This window comes from Nocardia thailandica NBRC 100428, from assembly GCF_000308795.1.
Taxonomy (GTDB): domain Bacteria; phylum Actinomycetota; class Actinomycetes; order Mycobacteriales; family Mycobacteriaceae; genus Nocardia; species Nocardia thailandica.
In genome coordinates, this window is record NZ_BAGK01000212.1 from 26,968 (window position 1) to 49,384 (window position 22,417).

A 22,417-nucleotide genomic window follows, 5' to 3' on the forward strand; every position below is an offset into this window, starting at 1 on the left:
TCAGTGGGCGCGCCGGGCGATGTTGATCGGCCGCAGCCGGCCGGGGCTCTCGGTGCCCGCCGAGAACGCCCAGTGCCCGCCGTGCCAGTCCGGGTACTCCGCCTGCCATCGGGCCACCAGCCGCGCGTCCTCGAGCGCGGCGACCGGCCCCGCGGAGCCGGTGTACTGCAACCGCTCGTAGCGGTGCCTGGTGACGGTGTCGACGCTGACGACCGTGATGGGGGACATGGATTCGAGACCTCCTGCCGGAGCGGGGTGACCGCTCGGTTGAGAGTATGCCGCCGTCCCGGCTACCGCGCGGCGAGTTTTGAAAATGCAGTACTTCTAATTTTTCCGTCAGCGGGCCGGGCATGCTGGAAGCATGAGCTTTTCCGGCGACCATGTCCGCGCCTTCGCGCTGTCCCTGCCCGGCACCACCGAGCAATTCGCCTGGGGCATGCCGATCTTCCGGGTCGCGGGCAAACTGTTCCTCACCCTCCCGGAGTCGGAGACCTCGATGGCCGTGCGCTGCCCCGTCCTCGACCGCGACGAACTCGTCCGCGCCGAACCGCACAAGTTCTGGATCGCCCCGCACGAAGCCGCCAACGCGTGGGTCCGCGTCCACCTGCCCGCGCTCGACGACACCGACGAACTCGAGGCCATCGTCCGCGACTCCTGGACCCAGGCCGCCCCGCGAGAGCTGCTGCCGGAGTGAGCGGCCCGTCCGTTCCCGGCGCCCCCGCGGTGCCGGTCCGTCACCGTTGCAGGGCCGCGCGCATGCCCGGCCAGGCGTTGCGGAGGTCCTCGGCCCAGTAGCCCCAGGAATGGGTGCCCGAGGGGCGGAAGTCGAAGGTGGCCGGGATGCCGAGTTCCGTGAGGCGATCGCGGAGCTGGCGGGTGCACACGGCGGCGACGCCGTCGAGGCCGCCGCCGACGACCATCTGGTCGGCCAGGGTGTAGAGATCGTCGTCGATGCCGGGGCCGTCGAGGGTGTCCAGCGGGCCGGGCAGCCCGTTGCCGGTGGAGACGTAGATGCTCACGCCGCGCAGGCGTTCGGCGTGCAGGTAGGCGTCGTTGTCGGCCCACGCGGGCGCGTCGGGCGGGCCCCACATGTTGGCGGCGTCGCCGTGGCGGACCGAGACCACCGTGTGCACCATCGCCCGGCCCGCCGGGTCCGAGGTGCGCACGCAGCCGCTGAAGGCCCCGATCGCGCGGTAGCGGGCGGGGTCGGCGGCCGCCAGGCGGAACACCGCGGGACCGGCCATGGAAGGCCCGGCCAGGCCCGCGATCCCGGTGCCGTGGAAGGCCGCATCGATCACCGGCGCCAGTTCGGCGGTGAGGAACGTCGACCACCGGTTGCGCCCGAGGACGGGGTCGTCGGCCCGCCAGTCGGCGAAGAACGAGCCCTGTCCGCCGATCGGCATCACCACGGTGACCTGTTCGTCCCGGAACAGCGCGGCGGCATCGGTCCGGGTGAACCAGTTGTTGCCCGCGCGCCAGTCGCCCGCGTCGGGCAGGCCGCCGTCGACCCCGTTGAGCAGGTACAGCACGGGCGCGGGCGCGTCCGGGTCGGCGGCGGGCAGCACGGCCGCCGGCACGGTCCGGTCCATCGCCGCGGAGTACACCGTGAGTTCGACGAGCCCGTCCGCGCCGCGCTCGGCCGAGACCACGTGCGAGCCGTCGGGCGCGGTCGTCGCCCGCGGCCCGCCGGGCTCGGCCCACGCGATCGGCGCGGCCACCACGAGCGCCACCGCCAGCAGCGCCGTCCACGACCGGCGAACAGTCATGACCTACCTCGACGTCCTCGAACCGCTGGGAGTCAACAGCCTGGCGCATCGGCGCGCCGCCGGGACGGTTTCGGCCGGGATCGGGACGTGTCCCAGCGAAACGGCCCCGGTTTCGGGATCCACCACATCCCGCGCGCCGCCGGAATCGGTGGGTGTCGAAAACCCTTGTCGCGGATAGGATCTGGTTGTGCATCCGGCTATCGCAAGACTGGACCACCTGCTCGCCGCACAACGGCCGACTCTCCACGCGACCCTGTCCCCGCCCGCCACGGCGGCGGAACTGGACGCGATCGAAACGCGCTTCGGGCTCACCCTGCCCCCGCTCCTGCGCGAGTTGCTGGCCTGGCGCAACGGTCAGGATCCCGAATACGAACAGTGCCTGGTGGAGTATTGGGCCCTCATGTCGACCACGATGATCACCGCCGCGCTGGCCGACATGCTCTGGCTCGTCGAGAACGACGACTTCGGCAACCTGTGGGGCCCGGACTGGGTCCCGTTCCTGCAGAACATCTACGGCGACTATGTCTGCGTCGACCTGCGTGGCGGATTCGGCGGCGTGCCGGGCCAGATCGTGGAGTTCAAGCACGAGGACGACCAGCGTCACGTCACCTATCCCTCGCTGGAGGCGTGGCTCGAGACGGTGGTCGACGCGCTGGAGGCGGGCATCCTCGTCTACGAACCCAGCCAGGTACCGAGCTGGGAGCCTGCCGATTTCGCGGTGTACGAGTCCTTCATCGCCGCGCGGAATCCCGGCTATCCGACCTCGCACTACGTCTGGTGACCGCCCGCCCGTTTCCTGCGGTAACCGTGTTACCGTGGGTCGCGGCGATGCGGGTGAGGAGTGGGTAGGGGGTTCTGGAGTGGCGTGGACGATGCTCGAGGACGAGCGGGAGGCCGAGCGCAGGCCCCTCGCCCTCGGTGGCAGACCGATGTCGCAGCCGCTGCGGGACGTGCGCGCCCTTGCCCAGCGGCTGGCCGCCCGGCTGGACGATCGGGTGTTCCCCTGCGGCGACGGGCCGCACGCCGGCGTCGTCGCCCTGGCCCGCTACTGTCTCGAACTCGCCGTCGCCGCGCTGGACGGCGGCGAGATCCCGCCCCGCATGCCCCGGGTCGAACAGGCCGCGGCGGGGTGGGCGCGCGAGGGCGTCTCGATCGAGATCGTCCAGCGCGCCGTCCACACCGGGTTCCGGATGATCCTCGATCTGGTCGGCGCCACCGAGGCGCGCGGGCCCGAGGATCAGCGCGATCTGATGGACGGCGTGCGGCTGATCCTGGCGGTTCTCGACACCGTGAGCACCGCGGTCGCCACCGGTTACGTGCGGGAGCTGAGCACCCGCCCGGAGGCGGCGAACGCCGTCGTGCGGCCGCTGGTGTCGGCGCTGCTCGGCGGGTACGCCACCAACAGCCTGGCCAGGGAGTGCGGTGTCGCGCTGGCGGCCGACTACGCCGTGCTGGCCGTCCACGTCGCGCCGCCGGAGCTCGACCGCCCCGGCTACGACGCCGATACTCTCGCGGCGGGCACCGTCCACCGGTTGCGTTCGGCGCTGACCGCCCATCTCGGCCGGGCGCCGCTGGCGGCGCTGAGCGAGCGCGGCGGCACCGTGCTGCTCCCGGACGGCGAGCGGGTCGACGCCGTCTCCGACGATCTCGCCGTCGCGGCGCAGACTCCGGTCACCACCGCGGTGGTGCGCGCCGGGCGCGACGCGATTCCCGAGGCGGTCGAGCAGGCGCACCGGCTGCTCGACGCGGCGGTCGCGCTCGGCCTGCACGGCGGGCCGCACCGCTTCGACGAGATGGCGCTCGAGTACCAGATCACCCGTCCCGGGCCCGCGCTGGACCGGCTGGCCGCCATCCTGGGCCCGATCGCGGAGTTCCCCGATCTCATGGACACCCTGCGCGTGCACCTCTCGCACGACCTGACCCGGCGTACCACCGCCCGCAGGCTCCAGGTGCACACCAACACCGTCGACTACCGGCTGCGGCGGATCGCGCAGCTCACGGGGTTCGATCCCACCGCGAGCGCGGGCGCCTGGACGTTGCGCTCGGCGCTGATCGCGCACACCGCCACCGGCCCGCGGCTCGGCTGAGCGGGCCCTCCGGCGGACGCGCGGGGCGGCGCCGAGATCGGGCAGCCGTGGCGGGACCCGGTGTCCGAGCGGGTGATCGCGCTACCCGACGCTCCGGCGCAGGCCGCCCCGCGCGGGCGGCACCGGGTTCCCGGCAGGCGGTAGCGGTTCGTCGTCGCGAGCCCAGCGCCTGCCGCGCAGGGCCGCGCGCTCCTGGGCGGTCATCCCGCCCCAGATGCCGTGCGGTTCCTCGGCGTCGAGGGCGTAGTCCCGGCAGGCGTCGAGCACCGGGCAGCCGAGGCAGATCTGTTTGGCGTCGAGGACCTGGATGTGGATGCTGTCGAGCCGGTCGTCGTGACCGGGGAAGAAGGTGTCGGAATCCATGTCGCGGCAGCGGGCCCGCAGCTGCCAGTCCCAGGAGTCGGCCATGGGCGGGGGCAGGATCGGTGTGTGCCGGGAACGAAAGACCATGGGACTGCGGCTCTCTGTGTGATGGCGGGGCACGGCGGACTCACCCCTGCGGCATGGGCAGCGGCACGACCACCCCGAAGGGCAACGTGACACTCGGCTGCTCGGCGGGGGTGCTCGGGGACCGCGGCTCCGGGTCGGCCTGCGGGGTCTCCTCGGCCGGGCCCTCGCACAGCAGCCCGCAGTAGACCGGTCCGACCACGGGCAGCGACACCAGCACGGTGGGCGCGGGGGTGGCCGCGGGGGCGTCGGCCGCCATCTCCTCGAGCGGCAGCGGCCGCGCGTCCTGCGCCGGGCCGGAGACCAGGACCGTGGTGCCCGGCGTCGGCACCGGCGCCGAGCCGCTCACCTCCGGAATCGGCTGTGGCAGGACGGGTCCCGGCGTCGCGGTGCCGGTCCGGTAGGTCTCCGACCAGCGCAGGACGTCGGCGGCGTAGGAGCCGGAGTAGTTGTAGCGCAGCACCGCCCGCTGCTGGGCGGCGAGGTCGCGCAGGTCCGCGCCATCGGCGCACAGGTAGCGGGCGGCGGCCAGCGTGGCGTCGAAGACGTTGTGCGGGTCGGCGACCCCGTCGTCGTTGCCGTCGGCGGCGTAGCGGCTCCAGGTGCTCGGCAGGAACTGCATGGGTCCCAGCGCCCGCACGTAGCCGCCCGCGGCGTCGGGGATGATCTCGTTGCCGGGCAGGGTGCCGTCGAGCGCCGGTCCGTAGATCGGGCGCAGCGTGGTGCCCGCGTCGTCGACCGATCCGCCGAACGCGTGCCCGGACTCGATCCGCCCGATGCCCGCGAGCAGGTTCCAGCCGACGTGGCAGTCGGGCCGGGTGGTGGCCATGGTCAGTTCGGCGTTGCGGTAGGCCGCCAGCACGATCTGGGGGATGCCCGCGACGCCACCGCCGGTGGCGGTGCCGTCCGGCAGATCCGGGATGGTCTCGCGCACCGGGGCAATGGCATTGAGTGTGCGGGGTGCGCCCACCTGGACCGGCAGCAGGCCGACGGCGGTGGACAGCTGTTCCTCGGCGAGCGGCGCCGGCGTGAGCCGGTCCGCCGGGGCCGCCTGGGACCCGGTGACCAGCAGGCCCGCGGCCAGGACGGCCACGGCGGTGATCGGTGCAGTACGCATGGAACTCTCCGACAGTCGCGAATCGACAAACACGCGGACGTCGAGCGCGGCGAACCGGCCGCGTCGATGCGCCCACCATTATGTTACTGAAGATTCTCGCCAAGTGGCACGCTTTCGGCCGTAGATAACGCCTGTAGAGCGAATTCCAGCGCGACATATGTTTCCAGCGCTTCGGAGCAATTCGCGCGAAACGCCGCGGGCCCGGCTCGCCGTGGGGAGCGCCGGGCCCATTCGCGGGTGGTCAGCGGGCCTGCGGGCGACCGATCATGGTGGTCTCCAGCAGCTGGGCGACGGTCTGCTGCGGGCAGAAGGCGTCGGAGAAGGCGCGACCGAGATCGACGACCAGGCTGAAACCCGCGTGCACCAGGATCCGGGCCGCGCCGGCGGAGAACTCCGTCCTGGCCGCGACCACCAGCTTCGCCCACTCGGCGACGATGAGATGTTGCAGATGCCGCAGCGTCACCTGGTCCGGGGCGTCGACGTGGCCGAGTTCGGCGTAGTAGACGAAGGTCAGCGCCCGTTCGTTGAAGGAACCCGCGACGTAGAGGTCGATGAGGGTGCCCAGCGCGGCGGCCGGGCTCGGGGTCGCGGCCGTCGCGGCGGGAATCGCCGCCGACATGCGGTCGGCCACCCGGCGGAACGCGGCGGTGAGCAGATCGCTCTTGCTGCGGTAGTACCGATACACCGCCGACGCGGCCGAGAGTTCCGCGGCGCCCGCGATGTCCTCCATGCTGACGTTCGGGTACCCGCGCTGGTGGAACAGTTCGATGGCCTCGCGCAGCAGCACCTCGTGCTTGAACGTCTGCGGCAGCACACCCTCCCCGGGTGCCTGGACCGTGCGGTCGGGCGACAGGTCACCGCGGATCAGCGCCCACGCCGCCGAACGCAGCAGCTGGGCCAGCGATTTCGCGGGCAGGTGCGCGTGATGGTCGCCGATGGAGGAGATCACCGAGAAGACCGCCACCGCCCGGACCGCGCGGTCGTGGCCGTGCAGGTCCGGGCGGACCTCGCCGATCAGCCGCCGCAGCGCGGCGATCGCGGTGGCGAACTCGGTGTCGAAGGCCTCACGGTCCGCGGGCTCGAGATAGCGCCGCTCCCACCGGGTCAGCGCGACGAGCGGGCGATTCGCGATCGTCTCGGTCACGATGGCGGTCACGACGTGGTCGAGGCGTCGGTCCGGGGGCCAGCCCGCCGCCTCGTCCGGCAGCACGACCGCGCCGCCGGCCAGGCTCGCCAGCCGGAACAGTTCCTCCTTGAACAGCGCGTACTTGCTGGGGAAATGCCGGTAGAGCGCGGCGGAACTGAGATCGAGCCTGCGCGCGATGTCGTCCATGCTCACGCCGTGATAGCCGTGCGCGCCGAAGGCCGCCGCGGCCTCCGCGGCGATCTGGGCGCGCCGGTTCTTCGGCCGGCGCCGCACCGGCCGGTGCGGCGCCGCGTGCGAGGTCGCCCGGTCGGGGATCACTGCGGTGTCGTCTGTGCCAGCGGCGAATTCAGCTTCTCCACCAACCATCGGTCCCCGCTCTTGCGTAGCCACAGCACCATCGACAGCTGACCCGCGGCGGGCTTGTGCTGGGTGCCGAGGCTCGACACGCTCTGGCCGACCACCACGATGGCCTCGGCGGACTCGGTGTCTCCCTCGCGGATGGCGCACTGGACGTCGGTGACCTTGGTGGTCACCTCGCCCTGCTCGAGCACCTGCCTCAATTCGGTGCTGGTCGACTCGAACTGCTTGCGCCAGTCCCCGGTCGCGCCGTCGAGCACCGCCTTGAAGTACTTGTCGAGGTTCTTGCTGTCGTAGTCGGCCAGCACCGGCGCGTACCCACAGGCGGCCTCGCGTGCCTCCTCGTGCGCGGCGATCAGCCCGCGGTGCTCGCGGTCCTGCAGGAACAGGGCGACGCAGCCCGCGCTGGTCGCGGCGAGGGCCACCGCGACGGCCGCGCCGGCCGCCACCTTGGTCCGGCGGCCGAACGCGAACCGGGGGAGACGCCGCCCGGCCGAGGCCGGGTCGCCGGCCGGGTCCGCCACCGGGACATCGCTGGTGTCGGGGTCCGCGGACGCGGGTGCCTCCTTGTCCAGCGCGACGCTCACCTCGGGCGCGGCGTCCGTCTCGGCCGGGTCGGCGGCCGCCCCGGAACCGGCGGTCCCCGCCCCGGGCGCCGCGTCCGTTTCCGGTGTCGCGGCGTTCTTCTCGCCGGGGTCCGGTGTCGTGTCGTTGTCGCTCATGGGGTCGTCTTTCATCTCGGCGCGGGGACCGCGGGCTGGGACAGTTCGTTGCCGGTCACGCCGGGCGGCGGGCCGGAGCCGTTGTCGGGGCCCGCGGGCCGCGGCGCGTTGGCCGAACCGCGCACCTGGAGGGCGGGATCCGACGTCACGCAGTAGTTGTAGAGGCGCACCCGGGTGTCGGCCATGGCCGTGGTGGGGACCACCGGCACCGTGTCGTACTCGCAGACCGGGCGGGGCCACGGGTCGACCAGGGTCAGGTACTTGTCGCCGTGCACCGGGATACCGGCGGCTTCGGCGAACCTGCTCAGCGAGGGGAAGAGCACCTCGAGAGCGGGCTGGCGCAGCTTCGCCGAGCGGGTGATCGCGACGAAATTCGACACCAGGTTGTTGATGGGGTCCTCGGTCTCGGTGATGAAACCGTCGATCGTGGTCAGGTAGCCGGGGCCGTGCTCGAGCAGGTGGCGCAGCTCCTGGTCGGCGGCGGTGAACTGCTTGAACAGCGCGCTGCCCGCCGAGGTGAGGGTGCCGAGGTCGGGCTGGGCGTGGGACGTGGTCTCCGCGATCACCTGCAGGTTCTGGATCAGCTGCTCGGTCTGCGGCAGCAGATCGGTCAGGCCCGCCATGGCACGGCTCAGGCCGGAGATCATGTTGCGCAGGCGATCCGGGCCGCCGGCCAGCGCCTTGTCGAGCTCGTCGACGATGACGGTGAGTCGCGCCGGGTTCATGCCGCCGACCAGCCCGCTCATGTTGATGAGCACCGACTGCACCGCGACCGGGGTGGAGGTCTGCGCCCGGTCGATCGCCTCGCCGTCGGCCAGGTACGGTCCGGAGTCGCTGTCGGGCCGGAAGTCGAGGTACTGCTCGCCCGCGGCCGAGAGCCTGCCCACCGCGACGGTGCCGCCGCGCGGGATGCGGAAGCGCTCCTCGATGTCGGCGACGGCGGTCACGCCGTCGGAGGAGACCCGCAGGTCGGCGATGCGGCCGACGCGGGTGCCGCGGAAGTTCACGTCGCTGCCGGTGGTCAGCCCGCCGGACCCGGCCAGCTCGACGGTGACCCGGTAGGTCTTGCGCGCGGGATCGAAGCGCAGCACTTCGCTGCTCAGGTAGAGGCTGCCGAGCACGAGCACGACGATCAGGCCGATGTTGGCCACGGCGACGCGCCGCCGGACCAGCCATTGCCACAGAGGTGAGTTCATCGCGGTTGTTCCTCGGTCCGTGGTTCGGTCGGCGGTTGCTGGGTGGGGACCTGGGGCGGGCTGGTGACCCGGCCGAACACCTTGTTCAGGACCTGGGTGAGACTGCCGATGAACAGGCCCGCGTCCTTCAGTTCGGGCCAGCGGCTGCCCGCCGGGTCGCTCAGGGCGGTCACGTCGAGATAGGACAGGGTGGCCGCGACCGAGAGGGCGGGCCCCTCGGCGCTGGCCATCAGCGGCCCCTGCAACGCGTGCAGGCCGTTGAGCGCGCCGGTCAGGTCGTCACCCATCAGGGTGAAGCCCGACATCAGGTTCTGGATGCTCTGGAACAGGCTGACGAACTCGTCGCCGTTGGTGTCGGCGAAGTCGCCGAGCGCGTCCATGGTGATCGCGACCTTGTTGATCAGGTCGGTGATGGACTGGTTGTTCTCGGCGAACAGGCCGATCAGCTGGGGGAAGCTGTCGGCGGCCTGGCCCAGTTCCGCCTTGCGGCGGGCGAGTTCGCCGGTGAGGGTGTTGAGCCCGTGGAGGGTGGCGTCGAGGTCTCCGGTGCGCTGGTTGAGCGCCGCGATGACCGAGGTCATCTCGGTCACCAGGTGCTGCAACTGCGGCGCCCGGTCGGCGAAGATCGAGTTCATCTCCGCGGTGATCCGCGCGGCCTGGTTCAGGCCACCGCCGTTGAGCAGCAGCGCCACCGACATCATCAGCTGTTCGACCGAGGCGGCCGAGCCGGTCTTCTCGAGACCGATCCGGTCGCCCGGCTTCAGCATCGGCCCCGCCTCCTCGGCGGTGGGCAGGGTGAGCGCGACGAAGATGTCGCCGAGCGGGGTCGCCTGGCGCAGTTCGGCTCTCGTGCCGGTGGGCAGCTGGATGTCCTGGCGGATCTCCATCTCGACGTCGGCGAGGAAGGAGGTCGTCGAGACGTCGGTGACGATGCCGATGTCGGTGCCGCCGACCTTGACGTGCGCCCGGTCGGGCAGGTTCAGCGCGTCCGTGAAGGTCGCGTGCAGGGTGTACCCCGGTCCGCCGATGCCCGGTTCGGGCAGCGGCAGCTTGTCGACGGGCAGGGAGCAGGCGGTGGTGCCGGAGGCGAGCGCCACCGCGCAGGCGCCCGCGACGACTGTGGTGCGCAGGTTCATTTCGTCAATCCAAGGAGTGCGGCGGTGATCCCGAAGTCCGGGCCGAGGTCGGCGACCTTGCCGGTGCGGCAGCCGTCGAGGCGCATCTGCACCCGTTCGCAGAAGGTGGACAGGATCTCGCTGTCGACGATGATCTTGTCGAACAGGCCGTGCAGGCGCAGCGCCTGCTCGTCCCTGCTGACCGCGTTGTCGAAGTTCTGGAACATCAGCGGCGCGACGTCGACGATCTCGGTGAGGTTGCGGGCGTTGTCCCGCATCTGCTGGGTGATGGCGACGAAGCGGGTCAGCGCGCCGCCGAGCTGGTCGGCGTTGTCGCCGACGAGCGTCGCGGTGTTGGTGACGAAGTCGTCGAGCTGCTGGAGCACGGCCTGCAGGCCCGGCGACTGCTGCCCGAGCAACGCGGCCAGCTCGGTGATGCGGCCACTGAAATCGCGGACCGTCTGGTCGTTCTCGGCGATGATCTGGGTGATCTCGTTGAGCCGGATGATCGTGTTGGAGATCTGATCCTTGTTGGCGAAGGTCACCTCGAACGCCCCGGACAGCGCGTCCAGGGTCTCCCGCAGCTTGTCGCCGTTGCCGTCGAGCAGGGGGAACAGCACCCGGCTCGCCATCGGGCCGGTCTGGCTGTCGCCCTTCAGCGCGGCGCCGAGCTGATCGAAACTCTCCAGGATGCGGTCCAGCTCGACCGGGGTCCGGGTGCGCGCGAGCGGCAGATGGGCGTCGCGTTCGAGTTCCGGGCCGGTGCCGGAGTAGGCGGGGGCGAGCTCGACGTGCCGGTTGGTGATCAGCTGCGGCGAGATGAGCGCCGCGACCGCGTCCGCGGGCAGGCGGACGTCGGCGCGGATCGACATGATCACCTCGACGTAGCTGCCGCGCGGCGTGATCTTGGTGACGGTGCCGACGGGCACGCCGAGCACGGCGACCTCGTTGCCCTCGTACAGGCCGGCGACATTCTCGAAATCGGCGGAGATGGTGCGGCTTCCGCGTACCGCCTCGTCGCCGAACCGGGCCACGCTGTCGGGCACCAGCGAGCAGCCCGAGACCATGGCCACCGCGGCGGTGACCGCGGCGAACCGGCGGATGGTCACGCGTTTCATCAGTTGCACCCCTTCACGGCCTGCGCGAAGCACAGCCAGTTGTCCGGGAAGAGCCAGGGCGCGTAGATCTCGCCGTAGGGCCCGTTGCCCAGCGCGTTGTTGAACTGGCGGACGGTGACCGGCATGATCTCGTAGAGCCGGTCCAGGTTCTCCTTGTTCTTGGTCAGGCCCTGGGTCATCGTGTCGAGGTTGCGGATCAGCGGCTGGAGCTGTCCCTGGTTCTCGAGTCCCATGTCCTGCAGCAGTTTCGACAGCGCGGCGACGTTGTCGAGGAGCCGGGTCAGCAGCTGCTGGCGGGCCTGCACCGCCGCGCCGATGGCCTCGCCGCGGGTGAGCAGCAACAGCACGCTGTTGCGGTTGTCGGAGACCAGCTGCGAGACCTGGTCCATGTTCTTCAGCAGGGCGTCGACCTCGTCGCGGCGGGCGTTGATGACGTCGGCGAGCGAGCCGATGCTGTCGAGCGCCTGCACCGCGAGCGCGGGCGAGTCGCCCATCTGCCGGTTCAGCACGTCGAGGGCGGTCCGCAGCTTGTCGGCGTCGAGGCGCTCGATGCGCTCGAACGAGGACTTGTAGGTCGGGTCCTGGATGACCTTGGCCAGGTTGTAGGGAACGGTCGTGTTGGCCAGCGGAATCCGCTTGCCGGGCAGGCCGCTGCCGTCGCCGGGCTTCAGTTCGATGTGCAGGCGGCCGAGGATGGTCGACATCTTGATGCCCGCCTGCGCGTCGGGCCCGAGCTTCAGCTCGGAGCGCACGCGCATGGTCACCAGGACCTTGTCGTTCTCCAGGTCGACCGAGCGGACCTCGCCGACCTCGATACCCGAGACGTCGACGGTAGCGCCCGCGCGCAGGCCCGCGGCCTGCGCGAACTCGGCGCGGATGGTCTGGTCGCCGATCCGGATCTGGGCGAGCAGGACCGAGACGAACAGCAGCGCGGCCACCGAGACCGCGGCGATCAGGCCGAGCCGCAGATGCCGATTGCGGAAGAAGGCCTGGACAAGGCCGACGAGCGTGTTCATCGGCACACCTCCGAATGTGAGTTGCCGCCGACCTGCGAGAACATCCCCTCGGGCAGGACCACGCCCCACAGGGAGACGTCGAGGCTGCAGATGAAGGCGTTGCCGTAGGCGCCGTAGCTGGTGAACCGGGCGACGGCGTTGAGGAACTGCGGCAGTTCGACCGCCGAGCGATCGAGCGCCGCGCCGTTGGCCAGCAGCAGGTTGACGGCGGTGGTGGCGTCGCTCTGCGCCCTGCCCATGCCGGGCTTGACCTGGGCGACGATCGAGACGAGCGAGTCGGTCGCGACGGAGACCCGTTCGACGGAGCTCTCGAGATCCGTGCCCTGGGCGTAGAGACCGTCCATCAGGCTGCGGGTCTGGGTGATCAGCGTCTCCAGTTCGCCGTTGCGGTTGGCAAGGCCCGCCATGACCGAGCTCAGGTTGGTGAGCACGTCGCCGAGGATCTGGTCCCGGGACCCGAAGGTGGCGGCCAGCTCGGCGGCCTGGGTGATCAGCGCCGAGAGCGAGACCTGGTTGCCCTGCAACGCCTGGATCAGGGTCTCGGACAGGCTGTTGACCTGGTCGGGCTGGAGCACGCTGAACAGCGGCTCGAAGCCGGACAGCAGGGCGGAGACGTCGAAGGACGGCTCGGTCCGGGTGAGCGGGATCTGGCTGCCCGCGGCGATCACGGTGCCCGGCCGGTCGGTGGCCGCGAGCGCGATGTACCGCTGGCCGATCAGGTTCTGGTAGCGCACCAGCGCCTTGGTGGTGTCGGTCAGGTGCTGATCGTTCTCGATGCTGAAGTCGACGCGCGCGTGGTAGTCGTCGGTGAAGTCGATCTTGTCGACCCGGCCGACCCGCACGCCCGCGACGCGCACGTCGTCGCCGACGCGCAGCCCGAGGACGTCGGTGAACACCGCCGAGTAGCTGTCGGTGTCCCCGGCCACGCTGCGCTGCAGCGTGGACCAGATGCTGAAGGTCAGCAGGGAGGCCAGCACGAGGAAGGCCGAGAAGCCGACCGTCGCCTTGGTGGATCTCACTGTCCCGCACCGCCTTCCACGGGCCGGGCGACCAGCGACGAGGTGCCGATCACGGGACCGAGCAGCAGCAGTTCGCTGAAGGTCGGGGTCCGGCCGAGCAACGCGGTGACCGCGGCACGCCCGCTGATGGGGGCGGCGGACGCGCTCGGCTCGGTGGACGCGGCGGCGGGCTTCGCCGAGGGCGCGGTGATGCCGGGAATCGCGGGCAGGCCGGGGATCGTGGGCAGGCCCGGGATCGCGGGCAGGCCGGGAAGGGTGGACAGGCTGGGCAGGTTCACGCCGGGCACGGTGGGCAGCGACACCGTCGGGGCCGGGCCCGCGGCGTCGAGCCAGCCGGGCTTCATGTTCTCCGGGTACTGCTGCACCGGCGCGGCCGTCGGGACGGTGCCGCCGCCGCAGCGCGGGCCGACCATGTCGCCGTAGCGGGGGCAGTCCTCGGCGGTGTACTGCTGGAACGGGGTGAACGTGACGTTCATCTGCCAGGCCATCTGCCGGGACGGGCCGAAGTTGAAGGTGTTCTGCAGCTTGGCCAGTGACCGGTTCAGGTTCGCCATCGCGCTCTGCAGCTGACTCGGGTCCTTGGCCAGGGCGCCGAACAGCCCGTCGAGGCCGGCCACGAGATCCTTGCCCGCGTTCGGGCTGGCCGCGAACAGCGTGTTGACCGAATCGACGGTCAGGTTGCCCTGGGTGAGCAGGTCGACCACCTGGGTGCGGTGCTCGTTGAGGGTGCGCGCGGCGGTCACCGAGTCGGCGAGGACGCCGACGAGTTCGGGGGCCGAGGCGCTGAGCGCGGAGGTCGCCCGGCCCAGATCGCCGAGCAGGTCGCCGATCTCGGGGATGCCGTGGATCTGGGTCATCCAGTGGTCGAGACGCTCGATCGTCGATCCGGGCACGCGCGCGCCCGGATCGAGCGCCGCGGCGAAGGTCGACAGCACCCGGCCCAGCTTCTCGGGCTGGATCTTGTCCAGGACCTCGCGCAGCGTGTTCAGGGTGGTCTGCAGCTGGATGGTGGCGCTGCTGGCGTCCTCGGCGACGACCGCGCCCTCGCGCAGGCCGGTCGGGGCCGGGCCGTTGTCGACCAGCTGGATCGAGGAGACGCCGAAGATGTTGTCGGGGATCACCCGTGCCGTGACGGTGTCGGGGATCGTGCCGGCGATGCCGGGCTTCAGATGCAGGACGGCGTGCTGCCGCTGTCCCTTCGCGACCATGTCGACCTGGTCGACCGAGCCGACGATCATGCCGCGGAACTTGACGTCCGCGCGATTCGGCAGGCCGTCGCCGGTGCTGGTCAGCTCGGCGCTGACCACCACCTTGTCTTCGAACCGGCCCGTGTAGCGCAGGCCGAGCAGGGACAGCGCCACCGCCAGCACGGCGATCATGGACAGCCCGGCCAGGGTGAGCTGCCCCGGACCGGGCCCGCGGCCACTGGGATCGAGAATCATCGTTGACCTATCCCGAGATACGGAATCCGGGGTCGATGCCCCAGATGGCAAGAGTGAGAAACAGATTGGTGAAGACCATGACGACGATCACCATCTTGATCGCCCGTCCGGCCGCGACTCCGACGCCTTCGGGGCCGCCGGTGGCGGTGTAGCCGTAGTAGCACTGGATGAACGAGGCGATCATCACGAACACCCCCACCTTCACGATGGAGAAGAACACGTCGCCGCCGATGAGGAACTGGAAGAAGTAGTGGTCGTAGGTGCCCGCGGTCGTGCCGCCGAGGACGAGCACCGACACCTTGGTCGCGATGTAGGCGACCGCGAGGCCGAGCACGTAGAGCGGGACGATCGCCACGGTCGCGGCGATCATGCGGGTGGTCACCAGGTAGGGCAGCGGCCGGATGGCCATCGACTCGAGCGCGTCGATCTCGTCGGAGATGCGCATGGAACCGAGCTGGGCGGTGAACCGGCATCCGGACTGGATCGCGAACGCGAGCGTGCCCAGGATGGGCGCGATCTCTCGCGTGGTCGCGAAGCCGGAGATGGCGCCGGTCAGCGGGCCCATGGTCAGCATGTTCAGCGCGGTGTAGGACTCCATGCCGACGGTGATGCCGCCGAAGGCGCACAGCACGAGCACGACGCCGACGGTGCCGCCGCCGACGATGAGCGAGCCGTTGCCCCAGCCGACATCCGACAGCAGCCGGGCCACCTCCTTGCGGTAGTGCCGCAGCGTGAAGGGGATGGCGAGGACCGCCTGGACGAAGGTGATCGCCTGATGGCCCAGCCGCTGGTTGGCCGCGACCGGGATCTTGGCGACCGCGCCCGCGGCGTGGACCGGCCGCAGCGCCGGGGGGACGTATTCCGAGGCCATGTCACACCACCTTCGCCGGGAAGAAGGTGTTGTACAGCTGGGTCACGATGATGTTGGTCGCGAACAGCATCAGCGCCGAGGACACCACCGCCGAGTTCACCGAGTTGGCCACGCCGCCGGGGCCGCCCTTGGTGTGCAGGCCGATGTCGCAGGCGATGATCGTGGTGAGCACGCCGAAGACGGCCGCCTTGAACAGCGCGACGAACAGGTCGTCGGCCACGGCGAACGAGGCGAACGAGGAGATGAACGAGCCCGGCGTGCCGGACTGGGCGTAGACGTTGAACAGGTAGGCGGTGGAGAAGCCGACGAAGACGATGAACCCGCACAGCAGCATGCTGACCAGGACCGCCGCGGCGAGCCGGGGCGCCACGAGGCGGCGGACCGGGTCGACGCCCATCACCATCATCGCGTCGATCTCCTCGCGCACGGTGCGCGAGCCGAGGTCGGCGCAGATGGCCGAGCCGACCGCGCCGGCGATCATGAGCGCGGTGACCAGCGGCGCACCCTGCCGGATGATGCCGAGGCCGGCGACCGCGCCGATGAACGTGGTCGCGCCGACCTGGTTGACCAGCGCGCCGACCTGCAGCGAGACGACGACCGCCACCGGGATCGCGACGAACACGGTGGGCAGCGCCGAGACGTTGGCCATGAACGCGCACTGACGGATGAACTCGTGGAACGGGAACCGCCGCTGCGCGAGGGCGACGACGAGCTGCACGATCGCCTCGCGGCCGAGCAGCACCTGCCGTCCGAGCGTCTCCAGGGACTGCTGCGGATGCCGCTTCCACAGTCCCGTGGCGCTCTCGATGATCTTGCCGACCTCCGATTCCTCGGGCCGGTGATCCATGGTGGTCATGGTGACGGGTGTCCTTCCGGAATCAGAGCGTGGCGAGCCAGTGCTCGAGCAGCACGAGGAGCACACCGAGCACCGCGACTCCAGCCGCGAGCGTGGTCAGCACGGCCAGCCACAGCCCCAGCCGCAGAACGGGGTTGACCTGGGTTCGGCCCCCGAGGATCTTCACGAGGATCACGACGACGTCGATGATCCACACCAGGGCCATCATCAGGTCATCGTCACATTCGCGAAGGTGAGGACCGGCCAGCACACGATCGACCCGAGGAACGAGACCACCAGGTCGACACCGTGGAGGTCCTCCAGGTGATCGGTGTGGGTGAGGCTCCAGAGGACGCCGACGATGCCATAGGGAATGCCGATGATGATGAGGGTTCCCAGGAACTCGGAGAACTTCATCTCGTAGCTGAGTATCCGGTCCAGGCGCTCGAGCATGGGTGCCAGACTTCCTTCCGTGTGTAGCCGCGAGCGGTGGCGGCGGTGCAAGTGAACCGCGCGTCGCTCGTTGTTCTAAGTTGATGTCCATTCACGCATTCATGCGGCAATTGATAGCGCATGCGCATGTATCAATTCAGCTGATCTGCTGCTATCCCGACCTCCCCGGCGGTGTCCCGGGATTGAAGTTACTACTCATTCCCCGAGTTGTGACGAGAATTACGGGTAACATAGCTCATCATCTCGCCGTTGCCCAGAGGGCGTGGACACGAAGGAGTGCCAGATGCCACAGAAGGTGGCCGCTCGCGGCGGGTGTCCTCGTGGCGGGCAGACGAACGGCCCGCGGCGTCGTCCGGAACGTCACGCGCACCGCGCGTTCCGGACGACCTGCCGCGGGCCGTGAGTCCCGGCGTGCTCGTGTCAGTCGGGCACGGGCAGCGTGAACGAGCCGGTCCGGTGGTAGTCCACGAGCCGATCGGCAATGCTGCTGCGGGCCGGCGGGTGCAGGGCGAAGGCGTGCAGACAGCCCGCGAAGTAGGCGACGTCGAACCCGCCGCAGAACGCCATCCCGCCCAGCGCCTCGACCAGGTCGGAGCCGACCTTGGGCAGCAGGTCCTGCAGCGCGTAGCGCAGGTGCATGACCCGGGCCGAGAGTTCGGCGCCGCGGACCCCGGCGTCGAACTCCCGGCACACGAGCAGCGCCGCGTTCCATGCGGTGTCGAGCGTCGACACCGCGGCCGCGAAGGGGGCGGCCGGGGTGCGCGCGCTGTCGAGGCCGCGCTGCAGCAGCGCGGTGGCCATCCCGAGGTACGAGGCGACGGTGAGCACGCCGAACCAGATGTAGCCGGTGCGCTCGTTCTCCCCGGTGGGGTCGGCGCTGTCGTGGCCGACCACGGCGAGTTCGGGCAGCACCACGTCGGTGAGTACCAGTTCCTCGCTCTCCGCGGCCCGCAACACGGGGCTGGCCCAGAACGGATTCACTTGCAGCCCCGGCGTTTCCGCGGGGACCAGCGCGACGCCGCGCCCGCGGCCCTCGATCGCCACCGAGCAGAGCACGATGTCCATCGACCGGGCCATGCTGCACGGGCGCTTGCGGCCGTTGAGCACGTAGGAGTCCCCGCTGGCCACCGCCCGCGCCGTCGGCGTGAACACGCTGCCGCCACCGGGCGTGCCCTCGGAGAACCCGGAGGCGATCAGCGCGCCGGAGGCGGTGAGGAAGGCGACCGCCTCGCGTTCCTGCTCGGGCCCGGTGGCGGTGGCCTCGATGACGGTGGCGATGGACAGGTGGTGCATCATCGTCGCCACCGCCAGCGACGGCGCGCGCGAACCCATCGCGCGGTGGACACGCGCCATCTGTTCGGCGGTCGCGCCGAAACCGCCGAACTCGGCGGGCACGGCCAGCGCGGGCCCGCCCGCCTCCTTGAACCGCAGCAACGCCGCGCCGTCGGGCTGCTCGAGCTGCTCGACCGGGGTGTCGCGCAGGTAGCGCGCCAGATCGGGTGTGAAGGCGGCGAAGACATCCCAGTCCCGGTCCAGCAGGGCCGGGGCGGGCGGCAGTGTCGTTGTCATGACGAGTCTTTCTCTTCGAAGGGGAATCAGTGCCGGATCTCGAAGCGGGCGAGGAAGGGCCGCAGCGGGGCGGGCGCCCACCAGTTCCAGGTGCCCGCCAGGCGCATGACCGCGGGGACAAGCAGCAGCCGCAGCAGGGTCGCGTCCAGCACGATGGCCAGAGTCATGCCGAGACCGAGGATGCGGTTCACCGCGACCTCGCTGAAGATCAGGCCGGAGAAGGCGATGACCATGACCAGCGCGGCGGCGGTGATGACCCGGCCGCTGCGGGCGGTGCCGACGGCCACGGCCAGATCGTTGTCGGCGCGAGTGCGTCCGGAGGCCTCCCACTGCTGCTTGAACCGCGACAGCAGGAACACCTCGTAGTCCATCGACAGCCCGAAGGTGCTGGCGAACAACACGATCGGGATGGTGCAGATGGTGACCCCGGTGACCACCGTGCCGAGACCGCCCAGGTGCCCGGACTGGAAGATCCACACCAGGGCGCCGAAGCTCGCCGACAGCGACAGGCAGTTCAGCGCGACGGCCTTGAGTGGCAGCAGCACGCTGCCGGTCATGCAGAGCAGCAGCAGGAACGCGGTGACCACGATCCATACCAGCGCGCGCGGGAAGCCGCGCTCGATCGCGGTGACCAGGTCGGCGTTCTGCTGGGTGAGCCCGCCGACGAGGACCGGAAGCGGCGTCGCGACCGCGTGGATGCGATCGAGGAGGTCGCCCGCCTGCGCCGAATTCGGCTCGAAGCGGGTCGCCACGGCCAGGTAGGCCGCGCCGTCGGCCACGGGGACCGCGGTGCCCTGCCGGGCGCCGCCGAGGAAATTGCCGGGTGTGCCGGTCACCGCGGAGACACCGGGCAGCCGCGACAGCTCGGCGGCGTAGTCGGCGAGGGCCGTTGCGTCACCGCTGGTCACCCCGGGCACGGCCAGGTAGAACGTGCCTGCGAGCTGGATCGGGAACTGCTCGCGCAGGGTGTCGCCGACCTGGTGCACGGCCGAATCCCGGGGCAGCACACGGTCGTCGGGCAGGCCGAGCCGCATGCCGAGGGCGGGCGCGCCGAGGGCGAGCAGCCCCGCGACGATCAGCACCGAGACCAGGACCGGTCTGCGCTGGGCGAAGCGCGCGGTCCGGAAGAACCGGCTCCGCTCGACCGGCGGCGCCGGCGTCCGCCTGCGTTCGATGCGCTGCCCGAACAGCACCAGCATCGCGGGCACGCAGGTCAGGGCGAGCAGCACGGCCAGGGCGACGACGACGATGCCTGCGATCGACATCGAGCGCACGAACGCGATCGGGAAGAACATCGCGCCCAGCAGCGACAGGGTCAGCGTGAGCCCGGAGAACACCACCGCCCGCGCGGTCGCGCCCACCGCGAGCGACACCGCCGCCGGATGCTCGACCCCCTCGTCGAGGTACTCGCGGAAGCGGCTGATGATCAACAGCGCGTAGTCGATCGACAGGGCGAGGCCCATCGCGCCGGTGGCGTTGACCGCGAAGACCGACACCTCGGTGATCAGCGACAGACCCGCGAGCGCGGCCACGGTGACGCCGATGGCCACCGCGCCCGCCGCGACCGGGATCGCGGCCGCGATGACGCTGCGCAACAGCAGCGCCAACACCAGCATGCTCAGCGGCAGGGTGATCATCTCCGCCCGCGAACCGTCCTCGGTCGCGGTGTGATTGACCTCGTAGTAGGCCAGCGCCGGGCCGCCGGCCGCGACGGTGATCCCGTCGTGTGTCCCGGACCGGGACTCCGCCAGCCGGTGCGCGGTGTTCATCGCCTCGTCGTCGGCACCGCGCAGGCTGACCACCAGCGCGCCGACCCGGCGGTCGGTGCTGATCAGCGCCGCCGACGCCGGGCCGGAGTCCCACGGGGTGAGCACCCCGGCCACGGCGGCCTCGGTGCGCAGGTCCTCGGCCAGCCGACGCCCGGCGGCGGTCGTAGCGGCGCCGAGGACACCGTCGTCGCCGGTGACGGTGAACACCATCTGCATGCTGGTCAGGCCGAACTCGTCGACGAGGATGCCCGCCGCGCGCGAGGACTCGGCCGCCGGGTCGACGAAGCCGCCCGCCGAGAGCTCGTCGGTGAGGGTGCTGCCCGCCGCGCCGCCGAGCACGAGGAACAGGGCGGCGACGAGCAGGGTCAGCCGGGGGGCGCGCTGCGCGGCGCCGGTGAGTCTGCCGAGCAGGCCGGTGCGCGCCCCCTGAGCGGGCGGGGTGTCGAGGGCGGTCACTTGTCCGCGGCGTAGGCCGCGAGCTGGTCGAGGCTGCGGTCGAGCTGCTGCAGGCCGTGCTTCTCCAGGGTGCGGGCGAGGATGCCGGTGATGAGCGGGCCGCCGAAGTCGCCGTCGACGGTGATCTCGGCGTCCTCGCCCGCCTGCCGGAGTCCGTAGGTGAACTCGCAGGTGACGCCGGCCAGCGCGCGCCCGGTCAGGCGCACACGGTGGGCGGGCTCGAATTCCTCGACGGTCCAGGAGATCTCGCCGCTCATGCCGAGCATCGAGACCTTGGCCTCCAGCCGTTCACCGGTGACGAGCTGCTCGGGGACCGCGCCGACGAACTCCTTGTGGATGGTGAACCAATGCTCCCACGTCGCGGGGCGGGTGATGACGTCGAACAGCGTGGCGGGGCTGCCCGGCAGGGTCTTGGTGACCGAGATGCTTCCCATGGATCTTCCTTCTCTTTTCGGGGGGACTACAGCGACGCGAGTTCGTCGCTGTGCCGGTAGGTTTCGGCGATCGCGTCGGCGGCGAACTCGAGGTCGTGGACCGAGTGCTGGGACTGCACGCAGAGCCGCAGCAGCGGCTTGCCCATCCGCACGCCGGGGAACACGCTGATCCCGATGAACACGCCGCGCTCGTAGAGCGCGTTCCACTGCTCGATGAGGGCGACCTCGTGCAGCACGGGGACGGGCACGATCGGCCCGACCAGCTCGGTGCCCCACGGGGTCGGCGTGACGCCTTCGACGGGGATGCCGCGTTCGCGCAGGGCGTTGTGCAGGAACCGGGCGTTGACCAGCAGCCGCTGGGCGAGCTCGGCGCCCTCGGCCGAGCGGATGATCCGGACCGCGGTCAGCGCGCCGGCGACCGAGGGCGGAGTGGCCGAGGTGGTGAACTGGTATCCGCGAGCGCTGGTGCGCAGGTAGTCGACGAGATCGCGGGAGCCTGCGACGTACCCGCCGATGGAGCCGATGCCCTTGGACAGGGTCCCCATGCGGACGTCGACCGCGTCGGCCACGCCGTAGAGTTCGACGGCGCCGGTGCGGGTGTGGCCGTAGATGCCCGCGCCGTGCGCCTCGTCGACCATCAGCAGGGCGCCGAATTCCGTGCACAGACCGGCGATCACGTCGAGGGGCGCGACGTCGCCCTCCATCGAGTAGACGCTGTCGATGATCACCATGGTCGGCGCGCCCGCGGCCGCGGTGAGCAGGGTGCGCAGTTCGGCGGGGTCATTGTGGGCGAAGCGGTGGACCCGCGCGCCGGAGAGCTTGGCGCCGTCGTGCAGCGAGGCGTGCGCCGACCAGTCGAGCAGTACCACGTCGCCGGGGCCGGTCAGCGCGCTGACGGTGCCCACATTGGTCTGGTAGCCGGTGGTCACGATCATGGCCGACTCGGTGCCGTGCCAGTCGGCGAGCTCGGCCTCGAGTTCGGTGTGCACGGCGTAGCTGCCGTTGGCGACGCGGCTGCCGGTGCTGGCCGCGCCGTACCGGTCGATCGCCGCGTGCGTCGCCTCGACGACCTTCGGGTGATTGGCCAGGCCGAGATAGTTGTTGGAGCTCAGCATGATCCGGGACTCGCCCCCGGAACGGACGTGGGTGGTCGCCGCCGTCTCGACGGTGCGGAAGATCGGCGCGCGGCCCTCCTGCTCCAGCGTGCGGACGAGCAGGCGCATGCCGGCGAACTCGATGCGGTCGGCGAACGCGGTGACGGCCATGGATCCCTCCCGGGGTTCGGTGCGTGACAGACCTCCGGCCCTGGACGAGGGCGGGAGCTGGGTGATGCGGATGTTCCGCGCAGGGAGTTCGTCGATGAATCCCCCGTGACGCGTCGATCGTGGCATGGAGGGGTGCTTCGGCACAAGCATTAAGTTAATGCTCATTCTCGTTAAGAACAGGCTGGGCGTCCGGTATCCGACATCGCAGACGTGGGC

The 22,417-nt window shown here is 70.8% G+C and carries 23 protein-coding genes; 3 read left to right on the top strand and 20 right to left on the bottom strand.

What is annotated here, in order from left to right:
• A complete protein-coding gene (locus ON36_RS24060) occupies positions 1-228 on the bottom strand; it encodes a hypothetical protein (RefSeq protein WP_043658000.1) in 228 nt (75 codons plus the stop codon).
• Positions 229-361: 133 nt separating this feature from the next.
• Between ON36_RS24060 and ON36_RS24065 the strand changes: the two genes are divergently transcribed.
• A complete protein-coding gene (locus ON36_RS24065) occupies positions 362-694 on the top strand; it encodes an MmcQ/YjbR family DNA-binding protein (RefSeq protein ID WP_043658003.1) in 333 nt (110 codons plus the stop codon).
• Between the two features lie 40 nt (positions 695-734).
• On the opposite strand, the gene ON36_RS24070 is transcribed toward ON36_RS24065, so the two are convergent.
• Complete coding sequence (locus tag ON36_RS24070) at positions 735-1,766, bottom strand: alpha/beta hydrolase (RefSeq protein ID WP_043658005.1); 1,032 nt, start codon at positions 1,764-1,766, stop codon at positions 735-737.
• Between the two features lie 187 nt (positions 1,767-1,953).
• Between ON36_RS24070 and ON36_RS24075 the strand changes: the two genes are divergently transcribed.
• Together ON36_RS24075 and ON36_RS24080 are read left to right on the top strand one after the other, a co-directional pair.
• Positions 1,954-2,547 (top strand): SMI1/KNR4 family protein, encoded by a 594-nt coding sequence (locus tag ON36_RS24075; protein ID WP_043658007.1) that lies wholly within the window; start codon positions 1,954-1,956, stop codon positions 2,545-2,547.
• A gap of 79 nt (positions 2,548-2,626) precedes the next feature.
• On the top strand, positions 2,627-3,853 hold the full coding sequence (locus ON36_RS24080; RefSeq protein WP_052314303.1) for a PucR family transcriptional regulator: 1,227 nt from the start codon (positions 2,627-2,629) through the stop codon (positions 3,851-3,853).
• An 81-nt stretch (positions 3,854-3,934) separates the two neighbouring features.
• Here the strand turns inward: ON36_RS24080 and ON36_RS33780 are convergent, their stop codons facing one another.
• The 18 genes from ON36_RS33780 to ON36_RS24170 all read right to left on the bottom strand — a co-directional run bounded on the left by ON36_RS33780 (position 3,935) and on the right by ON36_RS24170 (position 22,201).
• Positions 3,935-4,303: a WhiB family transcriptional regulator gene (locus ON36_RS33780; RefSeq protein WP_083885354.1), complete on the bottom strand. Its 369-nt coding sequence runs from the start codon at positions 4,301-4,303 to the stop codon at positions 3,935-3,937.
• A gap of 40 nt (positions 4,304-4,343) precedes the next feature.
• Entirely contained in the window at positions 4,344-5,417 is a 1,074-nt protein-coding gene (locus ON36_RS24090; RefSeq protein ID WP_052314304.1) for a lytic transglycosylase domain-containing protein, read from the bottom strand.
• 241 nt (positions 5,418-5,658) lie between these two features.
• Positions 5,659-6,882 carry a TetR/AcrR family transcriptional regulator gene (locus ON36_RS24095; RefSeq protein WP_043658008.1) on the bottom strand — a complete coding sequence of 408 codons (1,224 nt, stop codon included), beginning with the start codon at positions 6,880-6,882 and terminating at the stop codon, positions 5,659-5,661.
• The gene (locus tag ON36_RS24100; RefSeq protein WP_043658084.1) at positions 6,879-7,643 is read right to left on the bottom strand and encodes a hypothetical protein; all 765 of its coding nucleotides are present in this window, start codon (positions 7,641-7,643) and stop codon (positions 6,879-6,881) included. Before ON36_RS24100 ends, ON36_RS24095 begins: the two co-directional genes overlap by 4 nt.
• 11 nt (positions 7,644-7,654) lie before the next feature.
• Complete coding sequence (locus ON36_RS24105; protein WP_043658011.1) at positions 7,655-8,839, bottom strand: MCE family protein; 1,185 nt, start codon at positions 8,837-8,839, stop codon at positions 7,655-7,657.
• Positions 8,836-9,975: an MCE family protein gene (locus ON36_RS24110; protein WP_043658014.1), complete on the bottom strand. Its 1,140-nt coding sequence runs from the start codon at positions 9,973-9,975 to the stop codon at positions 8,836-8,838. The genes ON36_RS24105 and ON36_RS24110 overlap by 4 nt, the downstream gene beginning before the upstream one ends.
• Positions 9,972-11,072 (bottom strand): MCE family protein, encoded by a 1,101-nt coding sequence (locus tag ON36_RS24115; RefSeq protein ID WP_043658087.1) that lies wholly within the window; start codon positions 11,070-11,072, stop codon positions 9,972-9,974. Before ON36_RS24115 ends, ON36_RS24110 begins: the two co-directional genes overlap by 4 nt.
• A complete protein-coding gene (locus ON36_RS24120) occupies positions 11,072-12,088 on the bottom strand; it encodes an MCE family protein (protein ID WP_043658090.1) in 1,017 nt (338 codons plus the stop codon). The genes ON36_RS24115 and ON36_RS24120 overlap by 1 nt, the downstream gene beginning before the upstream one ends.
• Positions 12,085-13,107 (bottom strand): MCE family protein, encoded by a 1,023-nt coding sequence (locus ON36_RS24125; RefSeq protein ID WP_043658017.1) that lies wholly within the window; start codon positions 13,105-13,107, stop codon positions 12,085-12,087. Before ON36_RS24125 ends, ON36_RS24120 begins: the two co-directional genes overlap by 4 nt.
• Positions 13,104-14,549 carry an MCE family protein gene (locus tag ON36_RS24130; RefSeq protein ID WP_043658020.1) on the bottom strand — a complete coding sequence of 482 codons (1,446 nt, stop codon included), beginning with the start codon at positions 14,547-14,549 and terminating at the stop codon, positions 13,104-13,106. Before ON36_RS24130 ends, ON36_RS24125 begins: the two co-directional genes overlap by 4 nt.
• Before the next feature lie 7 nt (positions 14,550-14,556).
• A complete protein-coding gene (locus tag ON36_RS24135) occupies positions 14,557-15,420 on the bottom strand; it encodes an ABC transporter permease (RefSeq protein ID WP_043658022.1) in 864 nt (287 codons plus the stop codon).
• A 1-nt stretch (position 15,421) separates the two neighbouring features.
• Positions 15,422-16,267: an MlaE family ABC transporter permease gene (locus ON36_RS24140; protein ID WP_245558185.1), complete on the bottom strand. Its 846-nt coding sequence runs from the start codon at positions 16,265-16,267 to the stop codon at positions 15,422-15,424.
• Positions 16,268-16,298: 31 nt separating this feature from the next.
• Complete coding sequence (locus tag ON36_RS24145; RefSeq protein ID WP_043658027.1) at positions 16,299-16,484, bottom strand: hypothetical protein; 186 nt, start codon at positions 16,482-16,484, stop codon at positions 16,299-16,301.
• Positions 16,484-16,708 (bottom strand): hypothetical protein, encoded by a 225-nt coding sequence (locus tag ON36_RS24150; protein ID WP_043658030.1) that lies wholly within the window; start codon positions 16,706-16,708, stop codon positions 16,484-16,486. Before ON36_RS24150 ends, ON36_RS24145 begins: the two co-directional genes overlap by 1 nt.
• Before the next feature lie 420 nt (positions 16,709-17,128).
• On the bottom strand, positions 17,129-18,277 hold the full coding sequence (locus ON36_RS24155) for an acyl-CoA dehydrogenase family protein (RefSeq protein ID WP_052314305.1): 1,149 nt from the start codon (positions 18,275-18,277) through the stop codon (positions 17,129-17,131).
• A gap of 26 nt (positions 18,278-18,303) precedes the next feature.
• Complete coding sequence (locus tag ON36_RS24160) at positions 18,304-20,502, bottom strand: MMPL family transporter (RefSeq protein ID WP_083885358.1); 2,199 nt, start codon at positions 20,500-20,502, stop codon at positions 18,304-18,306.
• The gene (locus ON36_RS24165; protein ID WP_043658033.1) at positions 20,499-20,936 is read right to left on the bottom strand and encodes a type II toxin-antitoxin system Rv0910 family toxin; all 438 of its coding nucleotides are present in this window, start codon (positions 20,934-20,936) and stop codon (positions 20,499-20,501) included. The genes ON36_RS24160 and ON36_RS24165 overlap by 4 nt, the downstream gene beginning before the upstream one ends.
• A gap of 26 nt (positions 20,937-20,962) precedes the next feature.
• Positions 20,963-22,201, bottom strand: a complete 1,239-nt coding sequence (locus tag ON36_RS24170) for an aminotransferase class I/II-fold pyridoxal phosphate-dependent enzyme (RefSeq protein ID WP_052314306.1) — start codon at positions 22,199-22,201, stop codon at positions 20,963-20,965.
• Between the last annotated feature and the right edge of the window lie 216 nt (positions 22,202-22,417).